Below are 26279 nucleotides of genomic sequence, written 5' to 3'. Positions count from 1 at the left end.
CAAACTGATACCGGACTGACACCGCTCTGGACTGTCCGCCTATCACCGCCCTTCCGATACTCACTCCCATCAATTGACACCCAGTTGATACAACCTGAGCCATGGGAGAAAGGCGATGAGCGATGGACTGAAGGGCAACGCAAGCGATGACGTGCGGGATATCGGCGGCTCGCAATTACTGGGGCGCGGACTGAACCGGCTCGATTGGGCCGGCGACAGCAAGGAGTGCCTGAAGGTCGGCGATACCGAATCGGGCAAACGTGTGGTGCCGTACCGGAAAACGTCTTACAACGTGGGGAAAAACGTCACCCTGTCCACGGTCGTGGCCAACGACAACTTCTCGACCGAGACATTTGCCTCCCGCGACGAATTCGAAAGACATACCCAGACGAGTGTCGAAGCCTCCGGCAAATACGGCGCCTTTTCCGCCGGTTTCAAAGCCACCTTCGGCAGCGAAATCAAGACGCTCGTAGAGCGCGAAGCCGCGCTCTACAGTCACACGGTGCGGTTATGGAAACTGACCTTCGACGTCAGCCCCGCCAATGCGACGGAAGCGTTCAAGAAGCGCGTCGATGAGTTGCCCAAGGCCTTCGACCCGAGCAATCCGGCGCCGTTCTTCAATTTCCTGGTCGACTTTGGTGCCGATATCGTCAGCGAGGTGACTGTCGGCGGTTCGCTGAACTATGCGATGACCGCGCTCAAGAGTTTCCTCAGCCAGACCAACACCCTCGATGCCATGGTCAAGGCCGAGTACGGCGCCTTTGTCAGCGGCAGCGCGACCACTTCGGTCTCGGAAACGGTCAAGAAAAACATCGCCCATCGCAACGCCAACCTGACCACCCGGGGCGGCACGCACGCCATCGCTTTCAACCCAGTGGAGCCGAGCAATTGCAATGCGGAGTTCGGCAAATGGCGCGAATCGCTGCCCGACGACCCGACCGTCGTGGAGTTGGCAATCGCGCCGGTCTATCGCTTCGTCAAGGAAGGCGAGACCCGTACGGCGCTGGAGCAGGCCTACCAGTGGTACACCAGCTACAAGGCGGAAATCGAAGCCAATTGGCAAGAGTCGGTGGTGGTCCTCGGCCGCTCCGGGCGGCAAACCACCTCCAAGGCCGCGGCAACCCGCCCTGCCTTGCGAATGGTGTTCGTCGACAACAAAAGCAAGGAAACCAGCGAAAGTTTCCACTACCCACCCGCCGCGGATGCATCGACCACGGAATTTGAACAGTTCTGGGATGCGCTGGCCTTGCTGCTGAGACAAAAAAACGGGCAAAAATTGCTGATGGCCACTGAGCGCTGGCCACGCGACGCACGCTACTACCCGACGTACTCCATGCGTGAGGCCCTGCTGTCCAACGGCGCCAGTGAGGTGTCGCTGATGCGCTGGGACACGCTGACCAAGCACATGCAGCCCAACCCGTTGTCCGGCCTGACCTATGTGCTGGCGGGAAATGACTTCGAGGTGCCCGGTGTCGATGGACTCATTGCCGGTTTTGGCCAGGCAGGCAAGGACCTCAACCCAACGGTGAAGGTCAAGGCTCGGTTTTCCCACGACTCGTTCGGCAAGGTCAAGTTGGTCAAAACCGCAACGACCGAGGAAGACCCTCGCACCGCGCTGTACATCGTGCGCAACAATACCGACGCCAAACCGGCCCTGGCGGTCGATCCGCAGAACCGGACCCGTATCGCCATGCAGACGCCGGACAGGCACAACCCGGGGCAGTACTGGTACATGCCCGAGCTGGAAAAACCTTATCCGGAAATCAACCACCCGGTGCTGCTGATCAACTACGAGACGGGAACCTGCCTGCAGGGCATGCACGACCAGGGCGACTGCCGGCTCAAACCCATCGAACCGGGTCGCCAGCAGGACGACGTCATTTGGGACCGGCGCGGCGATGAGGTGTTTCACCTGTTGATGGTCTACTACTGGAGAGACGCCTTGTGCCTGACCCAGATTGAAAAACGCGCCGCCGTCCGGCCTTGGCGCCTACCTCACGGCATGGACTGGTTGCGTGAGCAACATCGTCCGTACAGTTGACACCCGATAGTGACATCCCCTGTGGGAGCGAGCTTGCTCGCGATAGCGCTGGTTCAGCTTGGTTCAATGTTGAATGTGCCGCCGCCATCGCGAGCAAGCTCGCTCCCACAGGTTCATCGGGCGATTGAGCGCCCTTCCTCTAGCCTTCTTGCGTGCGTGGTCCCCATACGATGCAAGTCTTCAACAGTGTTCCCTTTATCGGCGACGGCGTGGAAACGGCCCTCGATCCCCGCCGGTTTCCCTACCTGTTCAACGACCATGGCCTGGCACGACCGAGTGTCCAGGAGCGCGGCCACCTGATCCAGCTCAGCCCCGAGAACCCAGCCCTGTCCCTGGGTACTCGCTACTCGGGCATCAGTTGGCGGGACCGTGAGGTTGCAACGAACAGCGGTTCCTACTGGATCAAGACGTTCGACTTCCACGCCAGCGAAGTGCACTACGCACCGATCTGGGCAACCAAGGAAACGGCGCAGGCCTTCGGCATGACCCTGCTCGGAAACGGCGAATGCCTGCGTTTCGAATACGACCAACTGATCCTGGGCCAATACACCTACGGCAAATGGGCCGGCCACCAATCGCCCTACCTGGGCCCGGCGCGCCAGCGCGAGCTGCTGACCTACAACCCGACCGACCTCGAATACCACAACTTCCCCCACGCGTTCTTTTCCCGTTATGGCCGCTTGCCGCTGGTGATCAGCGTCGCCCGCTGGCGACCTGCGTCGAGGGAAATCCATTTGGCCGACCTGTGGCTGCGGCCCGGAGATGCGCTGGTCCTGCCGCCCAAGCACTACCCCGACATTCCCCCCAGTGATGCCCACGGCGTCGAAAACTGGCCGGCCGTTGTGGACCTGCATGGCAATCGAAACTCGGCGCTGGCCTGCTGGTTCGGAGAGGGTGAGGACTGTTTGCTGACGGAGACGATCCTGGCCAATTCGACCTTGATGAGCTCTCCCCAGGGCAAACCGCACTATCACGAAGAAAAAGCGCCGACGCGGCATGAATTACCGGCGGACTATCGGCCGTGAGGGGGGATAGCACGGCAGGCCAGGCAGAAAAAACCTGGGTTGGCGGGGCCAGGAGGAACCCGCCCTCGGGCGAACTGTTTTTTACTAGGCGTACTTGAGGAATAACGATAAGAATGGCCGGGCATTTTTCCCAAGAGCCAGCCGTATGAAACGCAAACGCCCGCCGCGCCTGGTCGACTCCCCCTTCCCGACCGACACCGCTGCCTCAGCGCCACGGCACCCGCCTATCTGGGATGGCTCAAGCGACGTATCCAGGCCGGGATACCTGGGCACGATGGTGTATGCCGTGGTGATGCTGCTGGCCTTGCCGGTCTACGGGCTGGCAGTGCTATCGACGAAGCTGTTTCATGTCGGACAAAACCTGTCGCCCCTCCACACAAGAGTGATCGAGGACCCTCTGTTCATAGCGCTCATGTTCATCAGCGCACTCATGGCCGTCTGCGTGCTCAACTGGCTGGCATCCGGACCTAAGGTGCTCGGCTTCTGCTTTGACGAACGCCAGCAACGCCTCACCTTCACCCAACGCCGCCCTGCCCGGCAAACCACCGAAGAATGCGTGCCGTACAGCGACATCCATTACATCAAGCCTTACAAAACGACCGCTTCCGCCAACATCTGTCACTTTGTGGTGGGCTTCGCCGGGGGCGATGGCAAGGCCATCGCACTTCGGGTAGGGGTGGATCTGACGGATCAGGACATGGCGTTTCATGCCGCGTGGTTGAGGCAGTCGATTGGCGAGAGGATGCAGGAGGTATTGGATCTGGATTTGTGAGCGAGGCCGGGCTTGCCAGTGTCTCCAAAGTCACGAATCGGTTTGCGCCAGACAAATAAAAAGCCCCAAGTGCTGAGCGCTTGGGGCTTTCGTGACCTACCTGCGTAAGGCTCTCAGGCAAGGATCAGAACGGAATATCGTCATCGAAGCTGTCGAAATCCGGAGCCGGTTGCGGCGCGGCCTGTTGTGGGGCCGGACGCTCACGTTGCGGCTGTGGCGCCGACTGTGGACGAGGCGCCTGCTGACGCGGAGCCGGAGCCGCCTGCTGGTAGTTGTTGCCACCTTGTTGCTGGTCGCCCTGTGGACGGCCACCCAGCAGTTGCATGGTGCCTTGCATGTCGACCACGATTTCGGTGGTGTAGCGTTTGATGCCGTCTTTTTCCCACTCGCGGGTCTGCAGCTTGCCTTCGATGTACACCTGCGAACCCTTGCGCAGGTATTCGCCGGCGATCTCGGCCACCTTGCCGAACATCGACACGCGGTGCCATTCGGTCTTCTCGACCTTCTGGCCGGTTTGCTTGTCGGTCCACTGTTCGCTGGTCGCCAGACTCAGGTTGGTCACGGCGTTGCCGTTCGGCAGGTAGCGAACTTCGGGATCCTGGCCGCAAGTACCGACCAATATGACTTTGTTAACCCCACGGGCCATAACGTTCTCCTAGGCTTCGCACGTGGTCGGGGCCGGGTTGTTCACCAGGCGCTCGAGCGTCGCGCGATCCAATAATTCGGTGTCGAGTTTGATATACACGGCCGCCTCGTCGGCGACCACCACTGCATCGGTTACTCCAACGACGGCCTTCAGACGCTCGGTCAGGCCAGCCTCACGAATCGCCTCGGGCGATAAGGGCAAGCGCAGGCTCGTCACATAGGGAGGTTCGCGCATGGTAACAGCAAAGGCTAACCAAAGTGCAGCCAGCGCGGCGCATCCCAGGAACACAACCGACAAACCGCCATGCTGGAACAGCCAGCCGCCGAGGATCCCGCCCAACGCCGAACCCAGGAACTGGCTGGTGGAGTAGACCCCCATCGCCGTGCCCTTGCCGCCCGCCGGCGAAACCTTGCTGATCAGCGACGGCAGCGAGGCTTCCAGCAGATTGAACGCGGTGAAGAACACCACCGTACCGATCACCAGGGCCCGCAAGCTATCGCCGAACTGCCAGAAGAATAGCTCAGTGAGCATCAGCGTCACGACGGCGCCGAGCAAAACTCGTTTCATTTTGCGTCGTTTTTCGCCATAGATGATGAACGGGATCATGGCGAAGAACGAGATCAGCAACGCGGTCAGGTAGACCCACCAGTGCTGTTCCTTGGGCAGGCCGGCCTTCTCGACCAGGGCCAGCGGCAAGGCCACGAAGCTGGACATCAACATGGCGTGGAGCACGAAAATGCCCAGGTCCAGGCGCAACAGGTCCGGGTGCTTGAGCGTCGGGATCAATGCCTGGCGCGCCACCCCGGATTCCCGGTGCTGCAACGGCCCGGTGGCGCGCGGCACCATGAACGCCACGATCAGGATCCCCACCAGGGCCATGGCACCGGTCGCCAGGAACAGGCCCGACAAGCCAAAGGCCCGGGTCAGCAAGGGACCGACCACCATGGCCACGGCGAACGACAGACCGATGGTCATGCCGATCATGGCCATGGCCTTGGTCCGGTGCTGTTCGCGGGTCAAGTCCGACAGCAGCGCCATGACGGCCGCGGAAATGGCCCCGGCCCCCTGCAGGATACGTCCGGCGATCACGCCCCAGATCGAGTCGGCATTGGCCGCCAGCACACTGCCGAGGGCGAAGACGATCAGCCCCAGGTAGATAACCGGACGCCGGCCGATGCGGTCGGAAATGATCCCGAACGGGATCTGGAAGATCGCCTGGGTCAGGCCATAGGCACCAATCGCCAAGCCGATGAGGGCCGGGGTGGCGCCTGCCAGGTCCATGCCATAGGTCGCCAGCACCGGCAACACCATGAACATGCCCAGCATACGGAAGGCGAACACCAGGGCCAGACCGCCTGCTGCGCGTGTCTCGCCACGACTCATGCGTTCGCTGTGGGGATCTTGCATGGAAAAACCTCATGTGAACCGGCGGCGATTCTACCAGTCCCATCGATTGAGAGGGTATATGGCGACCGTTTGCCGCGCAGTCTTCATGTATGGCTGCAATCGCGCCTTCAATAGTGTGCATCCATCCAGTATTTGCCCGTATACTCCTACGTTTTCGACGCCCGCCGAGCGAGGCCACTTTGGACAAGATCCTGATTCGTGGGGCCCGTACCCACAACCTGAAGAATATCGACCTGACCCTGCCACGGGACAAGCTGATCGTCATCACCGGCCTGTCCGGATCCGGCAAATCATCCCTGGCCTTCGACACGTTGTACGCCGAAGGCCAGCGACGCTATGTCGAATCGCTGTCGGCCTATGCCCGGCAGTTCCTGTCGATGATGGAAAAACCCGACGTCGACACCATCGAAGGCCTGTCGCCAGCCATTTCCATCGAACAGAAGTCGACCTCCCATAACCCCCGGTCGACGGTCGGCACCATCACCGAGATCTACGACTACCTGCGCTTGCTGTATGCGCGGGTCGGCATTCCCCGCTGCCCCGACCACGACATTCCCCTGGAAGCCCAGACCGTCAGCCAGATGGTCGACCTGGTGCTAGCCCAGCCCGAAGGCAGCAAGCTGATGCTGCTGGCCCCGGTGGTTCGCGAGCGCAAGGGCGAACACCTGATGGTGTTCGAAGAACTGCGCGCCCAAGGCTTCGTGCGGGCCCGGGTCAACGGCAAGCTGTGCGAGCTGGACGAACTGCCGAAGCTGGATAAACAGAAGAAGCACTCGATCGATGTGGTGGTCGACCGTTTCAAGGTCCGTGCCGACTTGCAGCAGCGATTGGCCGAGTCCTTCGAGACCGCGCTGAAACTGGCCGACGGCATCGCCCTGGTCGCACCGATGGACGACGAGCCCGGCGAGGAGATCATTTTCTCCGCACGCTTCGCCTGCCCAATCTGCGGCCATGCCATCAGCGAGCTGGAACCCAAGCTGTTCTCCTTCAACAACCCGGCTGGCGCCTGCCCGACGTGCGACGGCCTGGGGGTCAAGCAGTTCTTCGACACCAAGCGCCTGGTCAACGGCGAGCTGACCCTGGCCGAAGGGGCGATTCGCGGCTGGGACCGGCGCAACGTCTATTACTTCCAGATGCTCGGTTCGCTGGCGGCCCACTACAAGTTCAGCCTGGACAAGCCGTTCAACGAGTTGCCCGCCGACCAGCAGAAATTCATCCTGCACGGCAGCGGCTCGCAGAATGTCGACTTCAAATACCTCAACGACCGTGGCGACATCGTCAAGCGCTCCCACCCGTTCGAAGGCATCGTGCCGAACCTGGAGCGACGCTACCGCGAGACCGAATCGGCCAGCGTGCGCGAAGAACTGGCCAAGTTCCTCAGCACCCAGCCCTGCCCCGATTGCCGTGGCACCCGTCTACGTCGGGAAGCGCGGCATGTGTGGGTCGGCGAGAAGACGCTGCCGGCGGTGACCAACCTGCCGATTGGCGACGCCACCGATTACTTCGGCGGCCTGAAGCTCACCGGTCGTCGTGGCGAGATCGCCGACAAGATCCTCAAGGAAATCCGCGAACGCCTGCAGTTCCTGGTGAACGTCGGCCTGGACTACCTGACCCTCGATCGCAGCGCAGACACCTTGTCCGGTGGCGAAGCCCAGCGTATCCGTCTCGCCAGCCAGATCGGCGCCGGCCTGGTGGGGGTGATGTACATCCTCGACGAACCGTCCATCGGCCTGCACCAGCGGGACAACGACCGGTTGCTCGGGACCCTGAAACACCTGCGGGACATCGGCAACACGGTGATCGTGGTCGAGCACGACGAGGACGCCATCCGCCTGGCGGACTACGTGGTGGACATCGGCCCGGGCGCGGGCGTGCATGGCGGGCATATCGTTGCCCAGGGCACCGCTGCAGAAGTCATGGCGCACCCTGACTCGCTGACGGGCAAATACCTGTCGGGCCGGGTGAAGATCAAGGTTCCGGCCAAACGCACGCCGCGCAACAAGAAGTTGTCCCTGACCCTCAAGGGTGCCCGTGGCAACAACCTGCGCAACGTCGACCTGGAAATCCCGATCGGCCTGCTGACCTGCGTGACTGGCGTATCCGGCTCCGGCAAGTCGACGCTGATCAACAACACCCTGTTCCCCCTCAGCGCCACGGCCCTGAATGGCGCCACCACCCTGGAAGCGGCCGCTCACGACAGCATCAAGGGCCTGGAGCACCTGGACAAGGTGGTCGACATCGACCAGAGCCCGATCGGCCGCACGCCGCGCTCCAACCCGGCGACCTACACCGGGTTGTTCACGCCGATCCGCGAGCTGTTCGCCGGCGTGCCGGAGTCACGCTCCCGAGGCTACGGCCCGGGGCGCTTCTCGTTCAACGTCAAGGGCGGGCGCTGCGAGGCCTGCCAGGGCGATGGCCTGATCAAGGTGGAAATGCACTTCCTGCCCGACATCTACGTGCCGTGCGATGTGTGCAAGAGCAAGCGCTACAACCGTGAAACCCTGGAGATCAAGTACAAGGGCAAAAACATCCACGAAACCCTCGAGATGACCATCGAGGAAGCGCGGGCGTTCTTCGATGCGGTGCCGGCCCTGGCGCGCAAGCTCCAGACGCTGATGGATGTGGGCCTGTCGTACATCAAGCTGGGGCAGTCGGCAACGACCCTGTCCGGCGGTGAAGCCCAGCGGGTCAAGTTGTCTCGCGAGCTGTCCAAGCGCGACACCGGCAAGACCCTGTATATCCTCGACGAGCCGACCACCGGCCTGCACTTCGCCGATATCCAGCAATTGCTCGACGTACTGCATCGCCTTCGCGATCACGGCAACACCGTGGTAGTGATCGAACACAACCTGGACGTGATCAAGACGGCTGACTGGCTGGTGGACCTGGGGCCGGAAGGCGGCTCCAAGGGCGGCCAGATCATTGCCGTGGGCACGCCTGAACAAGTGGCCGAAATGAAGCAGTCCTACACCGGTTACTACCTCAAGCCGCTGCTGGAGCGTGACCGGGACTGATTTACCCGGGCACGAAAAAGCCCCTGTCATCTCATCGATGGCAGGGGCTTTTTGCTTTTCTTCTGTGGGAGCGAGCTTGCTCGCGATAGCGGGGTGTCAGTTTGCATTTATGCGACGATTTAACCGCAATCGCGAGCAAGCTCGCTCCCACACCTATCGCGATCAGAACTGTGATTGCAGGTAGTTTTCCAAGCCAATCAACTTGATCAGACCCAACTGCTTCTCGAGCCAGTAGGTATGGTCTTCTTCAGTGTCGTTGAGTTGGATACGCAGGATCTCGCGGGTCACATAGTCGTTGTGCTGCTCGCAGAGCTCGATGCCTTTGCACAGCGCGGCGCGGACTTTGTATTCCAGGCGCAGATCAGCGGCCAACATATCGGGCACGGTGGTCCCGACATCCAAGTCATCCGGACGCATCCGCGGCGTGCCTTCGAGCATCAGGATCCGACGCATCAATGCATCGGCGTGCTGCGCTTCTTCTTCCATCTCATGGTTGATACGTTCGTAGAGCTCGGTGAAACCCCAGTCCTCGTACATCCGCGAGTGGATGAAATATTGATCACGGGCTGCCAGTTCGCCTGTCAGCAACGTGTTGAGGTAATCGATTACATCTGGGTGACCTTGCATCGCCCTACATCTCCACAAGCTTTGAAGGCTCTAGTTTGAACCAACCTGACGGAGAGGTCACTCGTTCATCGCAATAAAAGCGAAGAAAATCCGAGAAAACCGGGCTAAATAACGCAAAAACCGCCCAAATGAGGGCGGTTCTGCTTCTCGTTTAGACTTAGTTAAGCTGTACGCCCAACGCCTTTGCGATACCTTCTCCATAAGCGGCGTCCGCCCTGAAGAAATGCTGGAGCTGCCGGTCAACGACATCCGCCGATACACTGGCCATCGCGCCGGCGATATTGCTGATCAGCAACGCTTTCTGCTCGTCGCTCATCAACCGGAACAACGCACCGGCGTGGCTGTAGTAGTCCGTGTCTTCGCGATGATCGTAACGATCCGCCGCGCCACTGAGGGCCAGGGCCGGCTCCGCATAACGCGGCGCCTGCTTCGGTGCCTCCACATAGCTGTTAGGCTCGTAGTTCGGTGCCGCCCCGCCATTGCTGCCAAACGCCATGGCACCGTCGCGCTGGTAAGTGTTGACCGGGCTACGTGGCGCATTCACCGGCAATTGCTGGTGATTGGTGCCCACACGGTAGCGGTGCGCATCGGCGTAGGCGAAGACACGGCCCTGCAGCATGCGATCCGGCGAGAGACCAACCCCTGGCACCATGTTGCTCGGGCCAAACGCCGCCTGCTCGACTTCAGCGAAGTAATTCAGCGGGTTGCGGTTGAGCTCGAGCACACCCACTTCGATCAATGGAAACTCTTTCTGCGACCAGGTCTTGGTCACGTCGAACGGATTCTCGTAATGGGCCGCGGCCTGGGCCTCGCTCATGATCTGGATGCAGACACGCCATTTCGGGAAGTCACCGCGCTCAATGGCCTCGAACAGGTCGCGCTGGGCATAATCCGGGTCGGTACCCGCCAGGCGTGCCGCGTCTGCCGGCGCGAGGTTCTTGATGCCTTGCAGGGTCTTGTAGTGCCACTTCACCCAGTGCCGCTCACCCTGCGCGTTGATCAGGCTGTAGGTGTGGCTGCCGAAGCCGTGCATGTGGCGGTAGCCATCCGGAATGCCGCGGTCGGAAAACAGGATGGTGACCTGGTGCAGCGCCTCAGGCGAATGCGACCAGAAATCCCACATCGCCTGGGCACTTTTCAGGTTGCTTTGCGGCAGACGCTTCTGGGTGTGGATAAAATCCGGAAATTTCAGCGGATCACGGATGAAGAAGACCGGCGTGTTGTTGCCAACGATGTCCCAGTTACCTTCCTCGGTGTAGAACTTCAGGGCGAAACCCCGCGGATCGCGTTCAGTGTCGGCCGAACCACGCTCGCCACCCACGGTGGAGAACCGCAGGAAGGTGGGTGTCTGCTTGCCGATCGACTCGAACAACTTGGCGCTGGTGTACTGGGTGATGTCCTGGGTGACGGTAAAGGTGCCGTAGGCCCCCGACCCTTTGGCGTGCACGCGACGCTCGGGAATGTTCTCGCGGTTGAAGTGAGCAAGCTTTTCGATCAGGTGAAAATCGTCGAGCAGCAGCGGGCCTCGCGGGCCGGCGGAACGAGAGTTCTGGTTATCGGCGACAGGAGCGCCGCTGGCGGTCGTAAGCGTTTTGATCTGGCTCATGCTCAATCTTCCTAGGTCGGTCTTCAAACTGCCGGCTAATCGGCTGGAAAGGAGTATTGATCATGTTAGTGACAGTATCCAAATTCATTAAATCATGGACATCGATAGTCATTATCTAATTCTGAAGACTTGCCGATAGCCAAACCAGGCGAAACGGTCTTGGCACTTTTAGCAGGCAACAAAAAACCGGGCACAAGGCCCGGTTTTTCGTTTGTTGCCGACTTACTCAGCGGATACAGCTTCACCGCTGGTAGCACGATCAACCAACTCGACGTACGCCATAGGCGCGTTGTCGCCAGCGCGGAAACCGCACTTGAGGATGCGCAGGTAGCCACCCTCACGGGTAGCGTAACGCTTGCCCAGGTCGTTGAAGAGCTTACCAACGATAGCTTTCGAACGAGTACGGTCGAAAGCCAGACGGCGGTTAGCCAGGCTATCTGTCTTGGCCAGAGTGATCAGCGGCTCAGCAACGCGACGCAGTTCTTTGGCTTTCGGCAGTGTAGTTTTGATCAGCTCGTGCTCGAACAGCGACACCGCCATGTTTTGGAACATGGCCTTGCGGTGCGAGCTGGTGCGGCTCAGGTGACGACCACTTTTACGATGACGCATGGTTCATTCCTTACCAAACACAACGTTCGGTGATTACGACGATCAGGCAGTCGCCTTGTCGTCCTTCTTAAGACTTGCAGGCGGCCAGTTGTCGAGGCGCATGCCGAGGGACAGACCGCGGGAGGCCAGAACGTCCTTGATTTCAGTCAAGGATTTCTTGCCAAGGTTCGGAGTCTTCAACAGCTCTACTTCGGTACGCTGAATCAGGTCGCCGATGTAGTAGATGTTTTCCGCCTTAAGGCAGTTAGCCGAACGTACAGTCAGTTCCAGATCGTCAACCGGGCGAAGCAGGATCGGATCGATCTCGTCTTCCTGCTCGACAACCACTGGCTCACTGTCACCCTTGAGGTCGACGAACGCAGCCAACTGCTGTTGCAGGATGGTTGCAGCACGGCGGATAGCCTCTTCAGGATCCAGGGTACCGTTGGTTTCCAGATCAATAACCAGCTTGTCCAGGTTGGTACGCTGTTCGACACGGGCGTTTTCCACCACGTATGCGATACGGCGAACTGGGCTGAACGAAGAGTCAAGCTGCAAGCGACCGATGCTGCGGCTTTCGTCTTCATCGCTCTGACGCGAGTCTGCCGGTTCATAACCACGACCACGAGCTACGGTGAGCTTCATGTTCAGGGCGCCGTTAGACGCCAGGTTAGCGATTACGTGATCGGGGTTAACGATCTCGACATCATGATCCAGCTGAATATCGGCAGCGGTAACCACCCCCGAACCCTTCTTCGACAAGGTCAGCGTAACTTCGTCACGACCGTGCAGCTTGATAGCCAGACCTTTCAGGTTCAACAGGATTTCAATTACGTCTTCCTGTACACCTTCGATGGCGCTGTACTCGTGGAGCACACCGTCAATCTCGGCCTCGACTACTGCACAGCCGGGCATTGAGGACAACAGGATGCGGCGCAGCGCGTTGCCCAGGGTGTGGCCGAAACCACGCTCGAGAGGCTCGAGTGTGATCTTGGCGCGGGTTGGACTGACAACCTGCACATCAATATGGCGGGGTGTCAGGAACTCATTTACCGAAATCTGCATGGATGCACCTATTTTCTAGCCCTTACTTGGAGTAGAGCTCGACAATCAGGCTTTCGTTGATGTCGGCGGACAGATCACTGCGAGCAGGAACGTTCTTGAAAACGCCCGACTTCTTCTCAGTGTCTACTTCTACCCATTCTACGCGGCCACGTTGGGCACACAGATCGAGAGCTTGGACAATGCGAAGTTGGTTCTTTGCTTTCTCGCGAACAGCAACCACGTCACCAGCACGAACCTGGTAGGACGGAACGTTTACGGTCTGACCGTTAACGCTGATCGACTTGTGCGATACCAGCTGACGGGATTCGGCACGAGTAGAACCGAAACCCATACGGTATACAACGTTGTCCAGACGGCATTCGAGCAGTTGCAACAGGTTTTCGCCGGTTGCGCCTTTCTTGCCAGCTGCTTCTTTGTAGTAGCCGCTGAATTGACGCTCGAGAACGCCGTAGATACGACGGACCTTCTGCTTTTCACGCAGTTGGGTGCCGTAATCGGACTGGCGACCGCGGCGTTGGCCGTGGATACCAGGTGCTGCTTCAATGTTGCACTTCGATTCGATCGCGCGCACGCCGCTCTTCAGAAAAAGATCGGTGCCTTCGCGACGAGCGAGTTTGCATTTTGGACCAATGTAACGAGCCATTCTTTACAATCTCCTGGATTACACGCGGCGCTTCTTCGGCGGACGGCACCCGTTGTGCGGGATTGGCGTCACGTCGGTGATGCTGGCGATCTTGTAGCCACAGCCGTTCAAAGCGCGGACTGCGGATTCACGACCTGGACCTGGACCCTTGACGTTGACGTCGAGGTTTTTCAGGCCGTATTCCAGCGCAGCTTGACCAGCACGCTCAGCAGCTACTTGAGCAGCGAACGGGGTGGACTTGCGGGAACCGCGGAAACCCGAACCACCGGAGGTAGCCCAGGAAAGAGCGTTACCTTGACGGTCGGTAATGGTCACGATGGTGTTGTTAAAAGAAGCATGGATGTGGGCGATGCCATCAACCACTGTCTTTTTAACTTTTTTACGAGGACGAGCAGCAGGTTTTGCCATGATTAAATTCCTGTCGATTCGCTGGGGCGATTACTTGCGGATCGGCTTACGCGGACCTTTACGGGTACGCGCGTTGGTCTTGGTACGCTGACCGCGTACTGGCAGACCACGACGATGACGCAGACCGCGATAGCAACCGAGGTCCATCAAGCGCTTGATTTTCATGTTGATTTCGCGACGCAGGTCACCTTCAGTGGTGAACTTCGCCACTTCGCCACGCAGCTGTTCAATCTGCTCGTCGCTCAGATCTTTGATCTTTGCCGCTGGGTTGACCCCAGTCACTGCACAAATTTTCTGTGCAGTAGTGCGACCAACACCATAGATGTAGGTCAGCGAGATAACAGTATGCTTGTTATCTGGAATGTTGACGCCTGCAATACGGGCCATTCAGTGGGACTCCAATTGACAGCTACCTACGCCCCGGAAGCCAAGAAATAGGGCGCGAGATAATATCGCTGTAATAACAAATAATCAACCCGGCAGCGCACTAGCTGCCGGGCTTAAAGCACAATCACACTCAGCCTTGGCGCTGTTTGTGACGCGGTTCCGCGCTGCAAATTACCCGAACAACACCTTCGCGGCGAATAATCTTGCAGTTGCGGCACAGCTTTTTCACCGATGCACGAACTTTCATCACCAACTCCTCGAACCTTATGGACGCTACTCAGCGCAACATGCCGCTGCCGTAGCCCTTCAGGTTGGCTTTCTTCATCAGGGATTCGTACTGGTGCGAAACGAGGTGCGATTGTACTTGGGACATGAAGTCCATCACAACCACGACCACGATCAGCAACGAGGTCCCGCCAAGGTAGAACGGTACGTTTGCCGCAACCACCAGGAACTGGGGCAACAGACAGACGGCCGTCATGTAAAGAGCACCGAACATGGTCAAGCGAGTCAGAACGCCATCAATGTAGCGCGCAGACTGCTCACCTGGACGGATACCCGGAATAAAGGCACCGGACTTCTTCAGGTTTTCCGCTACGTCTTTCGGATTGAACATCAACGCCGTATAGAAGAAGCAGAAGAAAATAATCCCTGCACTAAACAGCAGAATATTCAACGGCTGACCAGGAGCGATCGACTGCGAGATGTCCTGCAACCAGCCCATACCTTCAGACTGGCCGAACCAGGCACCCAACGAAGCCGGGAACAGCAGGATGCTGCTCGCGAAAATAGCCGGAATAACGCCGGCCATGTTCACCTTCAACGGCAAGTGGCTGGTCTGCGCAGCAAACACCTTGCGGCCCTGCTGACGCTTGGCGTAGTGAACAGCGATTCGCCGCTGACCACGCTCGATGAACACCACGAAACCGATAATCGCTACTGCCAACAAACCGATGGCAACCAGGGCGAAAATGTTGATATCACCCTGACGCGCAGACTCGAAAGACTGCCCGATCGCTCTCGGAAGACCGGCGACGATACCTGCGAAGATCAACATCGAGATACCGTTGCCAACACCACGCTCAGTAATCTGCTCACCCAGCCACATCATGAACATCGCGCCCGCCACAAACGTGGTTACCGCAACGAAATGAAAGCTGAAGTCAGCAGTGAACGAAACGCCCTGCCCCGCCAAGCCAATGGACATGCCAATGGCCTGAACGAGAGCGAGGACGACAGTGCCGTAGCGGGTGTACTGGCTGATCTTGCGACGGCCAGCTTCACCTTCCTTCTTCAACTGTTCCAGCTGCGGGCTGACGGCGCTCATCAGTTGCATGATGATCGATGCCGAAATGTACGGCATGATCCCCAGTGCAAAGATACTCATCCGCTCCAGCGCACCGCCGGAAAACATGTTGAACAAGCTAAGAATGGTCCCCTCATTCTGTCGAAACAGGTCCGCGAGTCGGTCCGGGTTGATACCTGGAACCGGGATGTGTGCGCCTATTCGGTAGACGATAATCGCCAGGAACAGAAAACGCAGACGAGCCCAGAGTTCAGACATACCGCCTTTGCCGAGCGCAGAGAGAGCACCTTGCTTAGCCATTTATTCCTCGAACTTGCCGCCAGCTGCTTCGATAGCCGCACGCGCACCTTTGGTGGCGCCGATTCCCTTTCCGATGGTGACAGCACGAGCAACTTCGCCCGACAGCATGATTTTCACACGCTGTACGTTCTGGTTGATCACGTTGGCATCCTTCAGGGACTGCACGGTGACGATGTCGCCGTCCACTTTGGCCAGCTCGGACAGACGCACTTCTGCGCGGTCCATGGCTTTCAGGGAAACGAAACCGAACTTCGGCAGGCGACGATGCAGCGGCTGTTGACCGCCTTCAAAGCCTGGAGCAATGGTGCCACCGGAGCGGGAGGTCTGACCTTTGTGGCCACGGCCACCGGTCTTGCCCAAACCACTACCGATACCACGGCCCGGACGATGCTTTTCGCGACGGGAACCCGGCGCTGGACTCAGATCATTGAGTTTCATCGATTAACCCTCGACACGCAGCATGTAGTAAGCCTTGTTGATCATCCCGCGATTCTCGGGAGTATCCTGGACTTCTACAGTGTGACCGATGCGACGCAGACCCAGACCCTTAACGCACAGTTTGTGGTTAGGGATGCGGCCGGTCATGCTTTTGATCAGCGTTACTTTTACGGTAGCCATGATCAGAAGATCTCCTTGACGCTTTTGCCACGCTTGGCGGCAATGGATTCAGGAGACTGCATTGCTTTCAAACCCTTGAAAGTGGCGTGAACCACGTTTACCGGGTTAGTCGAGCCGTAGCACTTGGCCAGAACGTTCTGAACGCCAGCAACTTCGAGGACAGCACGCATAGCGCCGCCAGCGATGATACCGGTACCTTCAGAAGCAGGCTGCATGTACACCTTCGAAGCGCCATGGGCGGACTTCATTGCGTACTGCAGAGTGGTGCCGTTCAGATCAACCTGGATCATGTTGCGGCGAGCAGCTTCCATTGCCTTCTGGATCGCAGCAGGCACTTCACGCGACTTGCCACGGCCGAAGCCAACACGGCCTTTACCATCACCCACTACGGTCAACGCAGTGAAAGTGAAGATACGGCCGCCTTTAACGGTTTTGGCTACGCGGTTAACTTGAACCAGCTTCTCGATGTAGCCTTCGTCGCGCTTTTGGTCGTTATTTGACATAACTTAGAACTCCAGCCCAGCTTCACGAGCAGCATCAGCCAGCGCCTTGACGCGGCCGTGGTACTTGAAGCCAGAGCGGTCGAAAGCCACCTGCGAGACGCCAGCGGCTTTAGCACGCGTAGCGACCAGCTGGCCAACCTTAGTGGCCGCGTCGATGTTGCCAGTGGCGCCATCACGCAGTTCTTTATCCAAAGTCGAGGCACTTGCCAGGACTTTGTTGCCGTCGGCCGAAATGACCTGGGCGTAGATGTGCTGCGACGAGCGGAACACGCAGAGACGCACGACTTCGAGTTCGTGCATTTTCAGGCGTGCTTTGCGAGCGCGACGCAGTCGAGTAACTTTTTTGTCGGTCATTTGCTATGCCCTACTTCTTCTTGGCTTCTTTACGACGGACGACTTCGTCCGCGTAGCGCACACCTTTGCCTTTGTACGGCTCTGGTGGACGGAAGTCGCGGATCTCGGCGGCCACTTGACCTACCAGCTGCTTGTCGATGCCCTTGATCAGGATATCGGTCTGGCTAGGAGTCTCAGCGGTGATGCCTTCCGGCAGTTCATAATCCACTGGATGCGAGAAGCCAAGAGCCAGGTTCAGCACTGTGCCTTTTGCTTGCGCCTTGTAACCAACACCGACCAGCTGGAGCTTGCGCTCGAAGCCTTGGCTTACGCCTTGGACCATGTTGTTTACCAACGCACGAGTGGTACCAGCCATTGCGCGAGTCTGTTGATCGCCATTGCGAGCAGCGAAACGCAGCTCACCAGCTTCTTCAACGATCTCAACGGACGAATGGATGTTCAGTTGCAGAGTGCCCTTGGCACCCTTCACCGAAAGCTGTTGGCCTGCGAATTTGACTTCGACACCGGCTGGCAGCTTAACGGGGTTCTTAGCGACGCGTGACATGCTTATCCCCCCTTAGAACACAGTGCAAAGAACTTCGCCGCCGACACCGGCAGCGCGCGCAGCACGATCCGTCATCACACCCTTGTTGGTGGAGACGATAGACACGCCCAGGCCGCCACGAACTTTTGGCAGATCCTCGACGGACTTGTACTGACGCAGGCCAGGACGGCTAACGCGCTTCACTTCCTCGATGACCGGACGGCCTTCGAAGTACTTCAGCTCGATGGACAGCAGAGGCTTGATTTCGCTGCTGATCTGATAACCCGCAATGTAACCTTCGTCCTTCAGGACTTTGGCAACAGCTACCTTCAACGTAGAAGATGGCATGCTTACGACGGACTTTTCAGCCATCTGGGCATTACGGATACGAGTTAGCATGTCCGCTAACGGGTCCTGCATACTCATGGGCTAGACGCTCCTAATACACAAAAAATTAGCCTTTCGGCTAGTACGTGTCGCCGAGCGCATCCGCGCAATAAAAACACGGGCTCAGGCGAGCCGGGTATTCTAGACACACCCCACAAATGAATCAAGCCCCAATAGGGGCTTGATTCAAGTTCAAGGTCACCGACGGTCAGGATCTTGCGATCCCGAACGCCGAGACTTTGACAGTGCTTACCAGCTGGCTTTAACCAGACCTGGAACGTCACCACGCATTGCAGCTTGACGCAGCATGTTACGGCCGAGGCCGAACTTGCGGTACACGCCGTGCGGACGACCAGTCAGGCGGCAGCGGTTACGCATGCGCGAGGCGCTTGCATCACGTGGCTGCTTCTGCAGGGCTACGGTAGCTTCCCAACGCGCTTCTGGACTTGCGTTCAGATCAACGATGATAGCTTTCAGCGCTGCACGCTTGGTGGCGTACTTGGCAACGGTGAGCTGACGCTTCAGCTCACGGTTTTTCATGCTCTTCTTGGCCATTTTCCTACTCCAATCAGTTGCGGAACGGGAATTTGAAAGCGCGCAGCAGTGCGCGACCTTCGTCATCCGTCCGAGCAGTGGTGGTCAGGGTAATGTCCAGACCGCGGAGAGCGTCGATCTTGTCGTAATCGATTTCCGGGAAAATGATCTGCTCTTTAACACCCATGCTGTAGTTGCCACGACCATCGAAGGACTTGGCATTCAGGCCGCGGAAGTCGCGAACCCGAGGCAGGGAGATCGACAGCAGACGATCCAGGAACTCGTACATACGCTCACGGCGCAGGGTCACTTTGACGCCGATCGGCCAACCTTCACGGACTTTAAAGCCAGCGATGGATTTCCGAGCGTAAGTCACGACGACTTTCTGACCGGTGATCTTTTCCAGGTCAGCAACAGCGTGCTCGATGACTTTTTTGTCGCCGATCGCTTCGCCCAGACCCATGTTCAGGGTGATTTTGGTAACGCGCGGAACTTCCATCACGTTCGAAAGCTTAAGTTCTTCCTTAAGTTTCGGTGCGATTTCCTTCCGGTAAATCTCTTTTAGTCGTGCCATGGTCTTCTACCTAGCAGTGTTCAAGCATCAACCGCTTTTTGGGTCGACTTGAAGACACGAATTTTCTTACCGTCTTCTACTTTGAAACCAACGCGGTCAGCCTTGTTGGTTTCGCCGTTGAAGATGGCGACGTTGGAAGCGTGCAGTGGCGCTTCTTTCTCGACGATACCGCCCTGTACGCCCGACATCGGGTTAGGCTTGGTATGACGCTTGACCAGGTTCAGACCACCAACAACCAGACGGTTGTCAGCAAGAACCTTCAGCACCTTACCGCGCTTACCTTTGTCTTTGCCGGCGATCACGATGATCTCGTCGTCACGACGAATCTTTTGCATGTCGGATCTCCTTACAGCACTTCTGGGGCGAGCGAGACGATCTTCATGAACTTCTCAGTACGAAGTTCACGGGTCACTGGCCCAAAGATACGGGTGCCGATCGGCTCTTGCTTGTTGTTCAACAGAACAGCAGCGTTGCCATCAAAGCGGATGATGGAGCCGTCAGCACGACGAACGCCATGGCGAGTGCGGACTACGACAGCAGTCATCACTTGGCCTTTCTTCACCTTACCGCGAGGAATTGCTTCCTTGACGGTAACCTTGATGATGTCACCGATACCAGCGTAACGACGATGGGAGCCACCCAGCACCTTGATGCACATAACACGGCGAGCGCCGCTGTTATCGGCCACATCGAGCATGGATTGAGTCTGAATCATATAATTTCTCCGACCCCTAGCCCTTAGACTTCCACAGCGCGTTCGAGAACATCAACCAGCGCCCAAGACTTGGTCTTGGCCATCGGACGAGTTTCACGAATAGTGACTTTGTCGCCGATGTGGCACTGATTGGTTTCGTCGTGCGCGTGCAGCTTAGTCGAACGCTTAACGTATTTACCGTAGATCGGGTGCTTAACGCGACGCTCGATCAGAACGGTGATGGTTTTGTCCATCTTGTCGCTGACAACACGGCCAGTCAGCGTACGGACAGTTTTTTCGGCTTCAGCCATGATTACTTACCTGCCTGCTGGTTGAGCACAGTTTTCACGCGAGCGATATCACGCTTAACTTGCGAGAGCAGATGAGACTGCCCCAACTGGCCAGTTGCTTTCTGCATGCGCAGATTGAACTGGTCGCGCAGCAGGCCGAGCAGTTGCTCGTTCAGCTGCTGTGCTGATTTTTCACGAAGTTCATTCGCTTTCATCACATCACCGTCCGTTTAACAAAGGCGGTGGCGAGCGGCAGCTTTGCAGCAGCCAGGGCAAAAGCCTCACGCGCCAGCTCTTCAGTTACACCCTCGATTTCATACAGGACTTTGCCTGGCTGAATCTGGGCAACCCAGTATTCGACGTTACCCTTACCTTTACCCATCCGAACTTCGAGTGGCTTCTTGGAAATAGGCTTGTCCGGGAATACACGGATCCAGATCTTGCCGCCACGTTTTACGTGACGGGTCAGAGCACGACGCGCTGACTCGATCTGACGAGCGGTGAGACGACCACGAGCAACAGACTTCAGCGCGAACTCGCCGAAGCTGACTTTGCTACCGCGCAATGCCAGGCCACGGTTGTGACCGGTCATTTGCTTGCGGAACTTCGTACGCTTTGGTTGCAACATTTGGCGTACCCCTTACTTAGCAGCTTTTTTACGAGGCGCTGGTGCTTGTGGCTTCAGTTCTTCTTGGCGACCACCAATTACTTCGCCTTTGAAGATCCAAACCTTTACACCGATCACACCGTAGGTGGTGTGAGCTTCGTAGTTGGCATAGTCGATGTCGGCACGCAGGGTGTGCAGTGGCACACGACCTTCGCGATACCATTCAGTACGTGCGATTTCAGCACCGCCGAGACGACCGCTCACTTGGATTTTGATGCCCTTGGCACCAATGCGCATGGCGTTCTGTACAGCGCGCTTCATAGCGCGACGGAACATGACGCGACGCTCCAGCTGCTGAGCTACGCTCTGCGCAACCAGCATACCGTCGAGCTCCGGCTTGCGGATCTCTTCGATATTGATGTGCACAGGCACACCCATTTGCTTGGTCAGGTCCTGACGCAGTTTCTCAACATCTTCACCTTTCTTCCCGATAACGATACCTGGACGAGCGGTGTGGATGGTGATACGTGCAGTCTGCGCCGGACGATGGATATCGATACGGCTTACGGACGCGCTTTTTAGTTTGTCTTGGAGATACTCACGCACCTTCAGATCAGCGAACAAGTAGTCCGCATAAGTCCGACCGTCTGCGTACCAGACGGAGGTGTGCTCCTTGACGATTCCCAGGCGAATGCCAATGGGATGTACTTTCTGACCCATCTCTTCGACTCCGTTACTTGTCAGCAACCTTGACAGTGATATGGCAAGACCGCTTGACGATGCGATCAGCACGGCCTTTGGCACGTGGCATGATGCGCTTCAGCGAACGCCCTTCGTTGACGAAAACGGTGCTGACCTTCAGGTCATCAACGTCTGCGCCTTCGTTATGCTCGGCGTTGGCTACGGCCGACTCCAGCACTTTCTTCATGATCTCGGCGGCTTTCTTACTGCTGAAAGCCAACAGGTTGAGCGCTTCGCCCACCTTCTTCCCGCGGATCTGGTCGGCGACCAAGCGGGCTTTCTGGGCGGAGATTCGAGCGCCCGACAACTTAGCGGCTACTTCCATTTCCTTACCCCTTAACGCTTGGCTTTCTTGTCAGCCACGTGCCCACGGTATGTGCGGGTACCGGCGAACTCGCCCAGTTTGTGGCCGACCATGTCTTCGTTCACGAGAACTGGGACGTGTTGGCGACCGTTGTGTACTGCGATGGTCAGACCGACCATTTGTGGCAGGATCATCGAACGACGCGACCAGGTCTTAACTGGTTTGCGATCGTTCTTTTCCGCCGCCACTTCGATCTTCTTCAGTAGGTGAAGATCAATAAAAGGACCTTTTTTCAGAGAACGTGGCACTGTCGTATCCCTCTATTTACTTGCGACGACGGACGATCATTTTGTCGGTACGCTTATTACCACGAGTCTTCGCGCCCTTAGTCGGGAAGCCCCATGGCGATACCGGATGACGACCACCAGAGGTACGACCTTCACCACCACCATGTGGGTGGTCAACCGGGTTCATGGCAACACCACGAACGGTTGGGCGAACGCCACGCCAGCGCTTGGCACCAGCTTTACCCAACGAACGCAGGCTGTGCTCGGAGTTCGAGACTTCGCCCAGGGTCGCACGGCATTCAGCCAGTACTTTACGCATCTCACCAGAACGCAGACGCAGGGTCACGTAGACACCTTCACGAGCGATCAGCTGAGCCGAAGCACCAGCGGAACGAGCGATCTGTGCGCCTTTACCTGGCTTCAATTCGATGCCGTGTACGGTGCTACCAACTGGAATGTTACGCAGTTGCAGAGCGTTGCCCGGCTTGATCGGTGCCAGGGCACCTGCGATCAGCTGGTCGCCAGCACTCACGCCTTTAGGGGCGATGATGTAGCGACGCTCGCCATCTGCGTACAGCAGCAGAGCGATGTGAGCAGTACGGTTTGGATCGTATTCGATACGCTCGACGGTGGCAGCGATGCCATCCTTGTCGTTGCGACGGAAGTCGACCAGACGATAATGCTGCTTATGACCACCACCGATGTGACGAGTGGTAATACGGCCATTGTTGTTACGACCACCAGACTTCGATTTTTTCTCGAGCAGCGGTGCGTGAGGAGCGCCTTTATGCAGCTCCTGGTTGACCACCTTGACCACAAAACGGCGGCCAGGGGAAGTCGGTTTGCATTTAACGATTGCCATGATGCACCCCTTCCTTACTCAGCACTGCTGCTGAAATCGAGATCTTGGCCTGGCTGAAGGGAGATAACTGCCTTCTTCCAGTCATTACGCTTGCCCAGACCGCGAGCAGTGCGCTTGCTTTTACCCAGAACGTTCAGGGTAGTCACGCGCTCTACTTTCACGCTGAACAGGCTTTCGACGGCCTTCTTGATTTCCAGCTTGGTTGCGTCGGTAGCAACCTTGAAAACGAACTGGCCTTTCTTGTCTGCCAGAACCGTAGCCTTCTCGGAAACGTGCGGGCCAAGCAGAACTTTAAATACGCGTTCCTGGTTCATCCCAGCAGCTCCTCGAATTTCTTCACGGCCGACACGGTGATCAACACCTTGTCGTATGCGATCAGACTGACCGGATCGGAACCCTGCACGTCACGAACGTCGACGTGTGGCAGGTTGCGAGCAGCCAGGTACAGGTTCTGATCAACAGCGTCAGACACGATCAGGACGTCAGTCAGGCCCATGCCGTTCAGCTTGTTCAGCAGATCTTTGGTTTTCGGTGCTTCAACAGCGAAGTCCTGAACCACGACCAGACGATCAGTACGCACCAGCTCAGCAAGGATGGAACGCATTGCTGCGCGATACATCTTCTTGTTCAGCTTCTGGGAGTGATCCTGAGGACGAGCTGCGAAAGTGGTACCGCCGCCACGCCAGATTGGGCTACGGATAGTACCGGCACGAGCACGGCCAGTACCTTTCTGACGCCATGGGCGCTTGCCGCCACCGGAAACGTCGGAACGGGTCTTCTGCTGCTTGCTACCTTGACGGCCGCCGGCCATGTAGGCCACGACTGCTTGGTGAACCAGCGTCTCGTTGAATTCGCCGCCAAATGTCAGTTCGGAAACTTCGATCGCTTGAGCGTCATTTACATTTAATTGCATGTCAGCTTCCCCTTAACCGCGAGCCTTGGCTGCTGGACGTACAACCAAGTTGCCGCCAGTAGCGCCAGGAACAGCGCCCTTGACCAACAACAGATTGCGTTCAGCGTCCACGCGCACTACTTCGAGGGACTGCACGGTCACGCGCTCAGCGCCCATATGACCGGACATTTTTTTGCCCTTGAATACACGACCAGGAGTCTGGCACTGGCCGATAGAGCCTGGAACGCGGTGGGATACGGAGTTACCGTGGGTGTTATCTTGCCCGCGGAAGTTCCAACGCTTGATCGTACCCTGGAAGCCTTTACCCTTGGACTGACCGGTTACATCAACCAGTTGGCCAGCGGCGAAGATTTCAGCGTTGATCAGATCGCCGGCCTGGTACTCGCCTTCTTCAAGACGGAATTCCATTACGGTACGACCAGCGGCAACGTTCGCCTTGGCGAAGTGGCCAGCCTGAGCTGCTGTTACACGCGAAGCACGACGCTCGCCGACAGTGACTTGCACTGCACGATAGCCATCGGTCTCTTCAGTTTTGAACTGGGTGACGCGATTCGGCTCGATCTCAATGACCGTGACCGGAATGGAGACACCTTCTTCGGTGAAAATACGGGTCATACCGCATTTACGACCGACTACACCAATAGTCATGTTGTAAACCTCATGAGTGTACGGGGCTTTCACCCGCTATGGCCGCCCATTTCAGAGCGTTACACGACTAAGACCGAGTCTTAGCCGAGGCTGATCTGCACTTCCACACCGGCCGCAAGATCGAGCTTCATAAGAGCATCAACGGTTTTATCCGTTGGCTGGACGATGTCCAGAACGCGCTTATGAGTACGGATCTCGTACTGGTCACGCGCGTCTTTGTTGACGTGCGGGGAGACCAGAACGGTGAACCGCTCTTTACGGGTAGGCAGTGGAATTGGACCACGCACTTGAGCACCAGTACGTTTCGCGGTTTCCACGATTTCCTGGGTGGATTGGTCGATCAGGCGATGGTCAAAAGCCTTCAACCTGATACGGATTTGCTGATTTTGCATTGGATTTCAGACTCCGGCTGCTATTCCCACCGGGCGCAATACGCCCGTTAAAAGGAGGCGCAATTCTATAGACGCCCCTGATAGGTGTCAACCCAATAAAAAAGCCCCCGCTAAGCGGGGGCTTTTCAACTCATCAAGCTGACTCTAAAAGAGACTTACTCGATGACTTTGGCTACGACGCCGGCGCCGACGGTACGACCGCCTTCACGGATAGCGAAACGCAGGCCGTCTTCCATCGCGATGGTCTTGATCAGGGTAACAGTCATCTGAATGTTGTCACCTGGCATTACCATTTCAACGCCTTCTGGCAGCTCGCAGTTACCAGTCACGTCAGTTGTACGGAAGTAGAACTGTGGACGGTAGCCTTTGAAGAACGGAGTATGACGGCCGCCTTCTTCCTTGCTCAGAACGTAAACTTCTGCGGTGAACTTGGTGTGCGGCTTGACGGTACCTGGCTTGACCAGAACCTGGCCACGCTCAACGTCGTCACGCTTGGTGCCGCGCAGCAGTACGCCGCAGTTCTCGCCAGCACGACCTTCGTCGAGCAGCTTGCGGAACATTTCAACGCCGGTGCAGGTAGTTTTCTGAGTGTCGCGCAGACCGACGATCTCAACTTCTTCCTGGATGCGGACGATGCCACGCTCAACACGACCAGTCACAACAGTACCGCGACCGGAGATCGAGAATACGTCTTCGATTGGCATCAGGAACGGCTTGTCGATAGCACGCTCTGGCTCTGGGATGTAGCTGTCCAGAGTTTCCACCAGCTTCTTGACGGCAGTGGTGCCCATTTCGTTGTCGTCTTGGCCGTTCAGAGCCATCAGAGCCGAACCGATGATGATTGGAGTGTCATCACCTGGGAAGTCGTAAGTGCTCAGCAGGTCGCGCACTTCCATCTCAACCAGTTCCAGCAGCTCAGCGTCGTCAACCATGTCAGCCTTGTTCAGGAAGACAACGATGTACGGAACGCCTACCTGACGGGACAGCAGGATGTGCTCACGGGTTTGTGGCATCGGACCATCAGCGGCCGAGCAAACCAGGATCGCGCCGTCCATCTGGGCAGCACCGGTGATCATGTTTTTTACGTAGTCGGCGTGACCTGGGCAGTCAACGTGTGCGTAGTGACGCACGGCCGAATCGTATTCAACGTGAGCGGTGTTGATGGTGATACCGCGAGCTTTCTCTTCCGGGGCGCTGTCGATCTTGTCGAAGT

The 26279-nt window shown here is 57.6% G+C and carries 37 protein-coding genes; 4 read left to right on the top strand and 33 right to left on the bottom strand.

What is annotated here, in order from left to right:
* The first annotated feature begins 115 nt into the window (after window positions 1–115).
* The 3 genes from BLO80_RS24800 to BLO80_RS24790 all read left to right on the top strand — a co-directional run bounded on the left by BLO80_RS24800 (window position 116) and on the right by BLO80_RS24790 (window position 3838).
* Window positions 116–2041 carry an MAC/perforin domain-containing protein gene (locus tag BLO80_RS24800; protein ID WP_092332244.1) on the top strand — a complete coding sequence of 642 codons (1926 nt, stop codon included), beginning with the start codon at window positions 116–118 and terminating at the stop codon, window positions 2039–2041.
* Between the two features lie 170 nt (window positions 2042–2211).
* Window positions 2212–3066 (top strand): hypothetical protein, encoded by an 855-nt coding sequence (locus BLO80_RS24795; RefSeq protein ID WP_092332247.1) that lies wholly within the window; start codon window positions 2212–2214, stop codon window positions 3064–3066.
* Between the two features lie 145 nt (window positions 3067–3211).
* The gene (locus tag BLO80_RS24790; RefSeq protein WP_175459548.1) at window positions 3212–3838 is read left to right on the top strand and encodes a hypothetical protein; all 627 of its coding nucleotides are present in this window, start codon (window positions 3212–3214) and stop codon (window positions 3836–3838) included.
* 124 nt (window positions 3839–3962) lie between these two features.
* On the opposite strand, the gene BLO80_RS24785 is transcribed toward BLO80_RS24790, so the two are convergent.
* Together BLO80_RS24785 and BLO80_RS24780 are read right to left on the bottom strand one after the other, a co-directional pair.
* The gene (locus BLO80_RS24785) at window positions 3963–4484 is read right to left on the bottom strand and encodes a single-stranded DNA-binding protein (protein WP_092332250.1); all 522 of its coding nucleotides are present in this window, start codon (window positions 4482–4484) and stop codon (window positions 3963–3965) included.
* 9 nt (window positions 4485–4493) lie between these two features.
* Window positions 4494–5891, bottom strand: coding sequence for an MFS transporter (locus tag BLO80_RS24780; protein WP_092204460.1), 1398 nt, complete (start codon window positions 5889–5891; stop codon window positions 4494–4496).
* A gap of 179 nt (window positions 5892–6070) precedes the next feature.
* On the opposite strand from BLO80_RS24780, the gene uvrA reads away from it, so the two are divergent.
* A complete protein-coding gene (uvrA, locus tag BLO80_RS24775) occupies window positions 6071–8905 on the top strand; it encodes an excinuclease ABC subunit UvrA (protein WP_092204459.1) in 2835 nt (944 codons plus the stop codon).
* 162 nt (window positions 8906–9067) lie between these two features.
* On the opposite strand, the gene bfr is transcribed toward uvrA, so the two are convergent.
* The 31 genes from bfr to tuf all read right to left on the bottom strand — a co-directional run.
* A complete protein-coding gene (bfr, locus tag BLO80_RS24770) occupies window positions 9068–9532 on the bottom strand; it encodes a bacterioferritin (protein WP_003186005.1) in 465 nt (154 codons plus the stop codon).
* Between the two features lie 157 nt (window positions 9533–9689).
* Complete coding sequence (locus BLO80_RS24765) at window positions 9690–11138, bottom strand: catalase (protein ID WP_092332252.1); 1449 nt, start codon at window positions 11136–11138, stop codon at window positions 9690–9692.
* A gap of 222 nt (window positions 11139–11360) precedes the next feature.
* Window positions 11361–11747 carry a 50S ribosomal protein L17 gene (gene rplQ, locus BLO80_RS24760; protein WP_003186009.1) on the bottom strand — a complete coding sequence of 129 codons (387 nt, stop codon included), beginning with the start codon at window positions 11745–11747 and terminating at the stop codon, window positions 11361–11363.
* A 42-nt stretch (window positions 11748–11789) separates the two neighbouring features.
* On the bottom strand, window positions 11790–12791 hold the full coding sequence (rpoA, locus tag BLO80_RS24755; protein WP_003186012.1) for a DNA-directed RNA polymerase subunit alpha: 1002 nt from the start codon (window positions 12789–12791) through the stop codon (window positions 11790–11792).
* Between the two features lie 22 nt (window positions 12792–12813).
* On the bottom strand, window positions 12814–13434 hold the full coding sequence (gene rpsD, locus BLO80_RS24750) for a 30S ribosomal protein S4 (RefSeq protein WP_003176404.1): 621 nt from the start codon (window positions 13432–13434) through the stop codon (window positions 12814–12816).
* A gap of 18 nt (window positions 13435–13452) precedes the next feature.
* Window positions 13453–13842 (bottom strand): 30S ribosomal protein S11, encoded by a 390-nt coding sequence (gene rpsK / locus BLO80_RS24745; RefSeq protein ID WP_002555466.1) that lies wholly within the window; start codon window positions 13840–13842, stop codon window positions 13453–13455.
* A gap of 30 nt (window positions 13843–13872) precedes the next feature.
* A complete protein-coding gene (gene rpsM / locus BLO80_RS24740) occupies window positions 13873–14229 on the bottom strand; it encodes a 30S ribosomal protein S13 (protein WP_003186020.1) in 357 nt (118 codons plus the stop codon).
* 130 nt (window positions 14230–14359) lie between these two features.
* Window positions 14360–14476: a 50S ribosomal protein L36 gene (gene rpmJ, locus BLO80_RS24735; protein WP_002555468.1), complete on the bottom strand. Its 117-nt coding sequence runs from the start codon at window positions 14474–14476 to the stop codon at window positions 14360–14362.
* 30 nt (window positions 14477–14506) lie between these two features.
* Window positions 14507–15835 (bottom strand): preprotein translocase subunit SecY, encoded by a 1329-nt coding sequence (gene secY / locus BLO80_RS24730; RefSeq protein WP_003186029.1) that lies wholly within the window; start codon window positions 15833–15835, stop codon window positions 14507–14509.
* Window positions 15836–16273, bottom strand: a complete 438-nt coding sequence (gene rplO / locus BLO80_RS24725) for a 50S ribosomal protein L15 (protein ID WP_003186032.1) — start codon at window positions 16271–16273, stop codon at window positions 15836–15838. It abuts the gene before it with no gap.
* A gap of 3 nt (window positions 16274–16276) precedes the next feature.
* A complete protein-coding gene (gene rpmD / locus BLO80_RS24720) occupies window positions 16277–16453 on the bottom strand; it encodes a 50S ribosomal protein L30 (protein ID WP_003176408.1) in 177 nt (58 codons plus the stop codon).
* Between the two features lie 2 nt (window positions 16454–16455).
* Window positions 16456–16956 (bottom strand): 30S ribosomal protein S5, encoded by a 501-nt coding sequence (gene rpsE, locus BLO80_RS24715; RefSeq protein WP_003186035.1) that lies wholly within the window; start codon window positions 16954–16956, stop codon window positions 16456–16458.
* Window positions 16957–16959: 3 nt separating this feature from the next.
* Window positions 16960–17310, bottom strand: coding sequence for a 50S ribosomal protein L18 (gene rplR, locus BLO80_RS24710; RefSeq protein ID WP_003186037.1), 351 nt, complete (start codon window positions 17308–17310; stop codon window positions 16960–16962).
* A gap of 10 nt (window positions 17311–17320) precedes the next feature.
* Window positions 17321–17854 carry a 50S ribosomal protein L6 gene (gene rplF / locus BLO80_RS24705; protein WP_003186039.1) on the bottom strand — a complete coding sequence of 178 codons (534 nt, stop codon included), beginning with the start codon at window positions 17852–17854 and terminating at the stop codon, window positions 17321–17323.
* Between the two features lie 12 nt (window positions 17855–17866).
* Window positions 17867–18259: a 30S ribosomal protein S8 gene (gene rpsH, locus BLO80_RS24700; protein WP_017848802.1), complete on the bottom strand. Its 393-nt coding sequence runs from the start codon at window positions 18257–18259 to the stop codon at window positions 17867–17869.
* Between the two features lie 210 nt (window positions 18260–18469).
* A complete protein-coding gene (gene rpsN / locus BLO80_RS24695) occupies window positions 18470–18775 on the bottom strand; it encodes a 30S ribosomal protein S14 (RefSeq protein WP_003186042.1) in 306 nt (101 codons plus the stop codon).
* Window positions 18776–18788: 13 nt separating this feature from the next.
* Window positions 18789–19328: a 50S ribosomal protein L5 gene (rplE, locus tag BLO80_RS24690; protein WP_003186044.1), complete on the bottom strand. Its 540-nt coding sequence runs from the start codon at window positions 19326–19328 to the stop codon at window positions 18789–18791.
* A 20-nt stretch (window positions 19329–19348) separates the two neighbouring features.
* Window positions 19349–19663 carry a 50S ribosomal protein L24 gene (gene rplX / locus BLO80_RS24685; RefSeq protein ID WP_003186046.1) on the bottom strand — a complete coding sequence of 105 codons (315 nt, stop codon included), beginning with the start codon at window positions 19661–19663 and terminating at the stop codon, window positions 19349–19351.
* 11 nt (window positions 19664–19674) lie between these two features.
* Window positions 19675–20043: a 50S ribosomal protein L14 gene (gene rplN, locus BLO80_RS24680; protein WP_002555479.1), complete on the bottom strand. Its 369-nt coding sequence runs from the start codon at window positions 20041–20043 to the stop codon at window positions 19675–19677.
* 23 nt (window positions 20044–20066) lie between these two features.
* Window positions 20067–20333, bottom strand: coding sequence for a 30S ribosomal protein S17 (gene rpsQ / locus BLO80_RS24675; RefSeq protein WP_003194644.1), 267 nt, complete (start codon window positions 20331–20333; stop codon window positions 20067–20069).
* A 2-nt stretch (window positions 20334–20335) separates the two neighbouring features.
* Window positions 20336–20527: a 50S ribosomal protein L29 gene (gene rpmC / locus BLO80_RS24670; protein WP_002555481.1), complete on the bottom strand. Its 192-nt coding sequence runs from the start codon at window positions 20525–20527 to the stop codon at window positions 20336–20338.
* Window positions 20527–20940, bottom strand: coding sequence for a 50S ribosomal protein L16 (gene rplP / locus BLO80_RS24665; protein WP_025215754.1), 414 nt, complete (start codon window positions 20938–20940; stop codon window positions 20527–20529). The genes rpmC and rplP overlap by 1 nt, the downstream gene beginning before the upstream one ends.
* 12 nt (window positions 20941–20952) lie before the next feature.
* The gene (gene rpsC / locus BLO80_RS24660) at window positions 20953–21639 is read right to left on the bottom strand and encodes a 30S ribosomal protein S3 (protein WP_003176422.1); all 687 of its coding nucleotides are present in this window, start codon (window positions 21637–21639) and stop codon (window positions 20953–20955) included.
* A gap of 13 nt (window positions 21640–21652) precedes the next feature.
* A complete protein-coding gene (rplV, locus tag BLO80_RS24655) occupies window positions 21653–21985 on the bottom strand; it encodes a 50S ribosomal protein L22 (protein WP_003103908.1) in 333 nt (110 codons plus the stop codon).
* A gap of 11 nt (window positions 21986–21996) precedes the next feature.
* The gene (gene rpsS, locus BLO80_RS24650; RefSeq protein ID WP_002555486.1) at window positions 21997–22272 is read right to left on the bottom strand and encodes a 30S ribosomal protein S19; all 276 of its coding nucleotides are present in this window, start codon (window positions 22270–22272) and stop codon (window positions 21997–21999) included.
* 16 nt (window positions 22273–22288) lie between these two features.
* A complete protein-coding gene (gene rplB, locus BLO80_RS24645) occupies window positions 22289–23113 on the bottom strand; it encodes a 50S ribosomal protein L2 (protein ID WP_003186055.1) in 825 nt (274 codons plus the stop codon).
* A gap of 14 nt (window positions 23114–23127) precedes the next feature.
* Window positions 23128–23427, bottom strand: coding sequence for a 50S ribosomal protein L23 (rplW, locus tag BLO80_RS24640; protein ID WP_002555488.1), 300 nt, complete (start codon window positions 23425–23427; stop codon window positions 23128–23130).
* Window positions 23424–24026, bottom strand: coding sequence for a 50S ribosomal protein L4 (gene rplD, locus BLO80_RS24635; RefSeq protein WP_003186057.1), 603 nt, complete (start codon window positions 24024–24026; stop codon window positions 23424–23426). Before rplD ends, rplW begins: the two co-directional genes overlap by 4 nt.
* A gap of 12 nt (window positions 24027–24038) precedes the next feature.
* Window positions 24039–24674, bottom strand: coding sequence for a 50S ribosomal protein L3 (gene rplC, locus BLO80_RS24630; RefSeq protein ID WP_003186059.1), 636 nt, complete (start codon window positions 24672–24674; stop codon window positions 24039–24041).
* An 80-nt stretch (window positions 24675–24754) separates the two neighbouring features.
* The gene (gene rpsJ, locus BLO80_RS24625; protein ID WP_003186070.1) at window positions 24755–25066 is read right to left on the bottom strand and encodes a 30S ribosomal protein S10; all 312 of its coding nucleotides are present in this window, start codon (window positions 25064–25066) and stop codon (window positions 24755–24757) included.
* A gap of 155 nt (window positions 25067–25221) precedes the next feature.
* The coding region (gene tuf / locus BLO80_RS24620) for an elongation factor Tu (RefSeq protein ID WP_092340993.1) at window positions 25222–26279 on the bottom strand (1058 nt) is incomplete at its 5' end.

The organism is Pseudomonas sp. NFACC56-3, assembly GCF_900100025.1.
GTDB classification, from domain to species: domain Bacteria; phylum Pseudomonadota; class Gammaproteobacteria; order Pseudomonadales; family Pseudomonadaceae; genus Aquipseudomonas; species Aquipseudomonas fluorescens_AA.
This window is presented reverse-complemented; position numbering and strand designations above follow the sequence as displayed.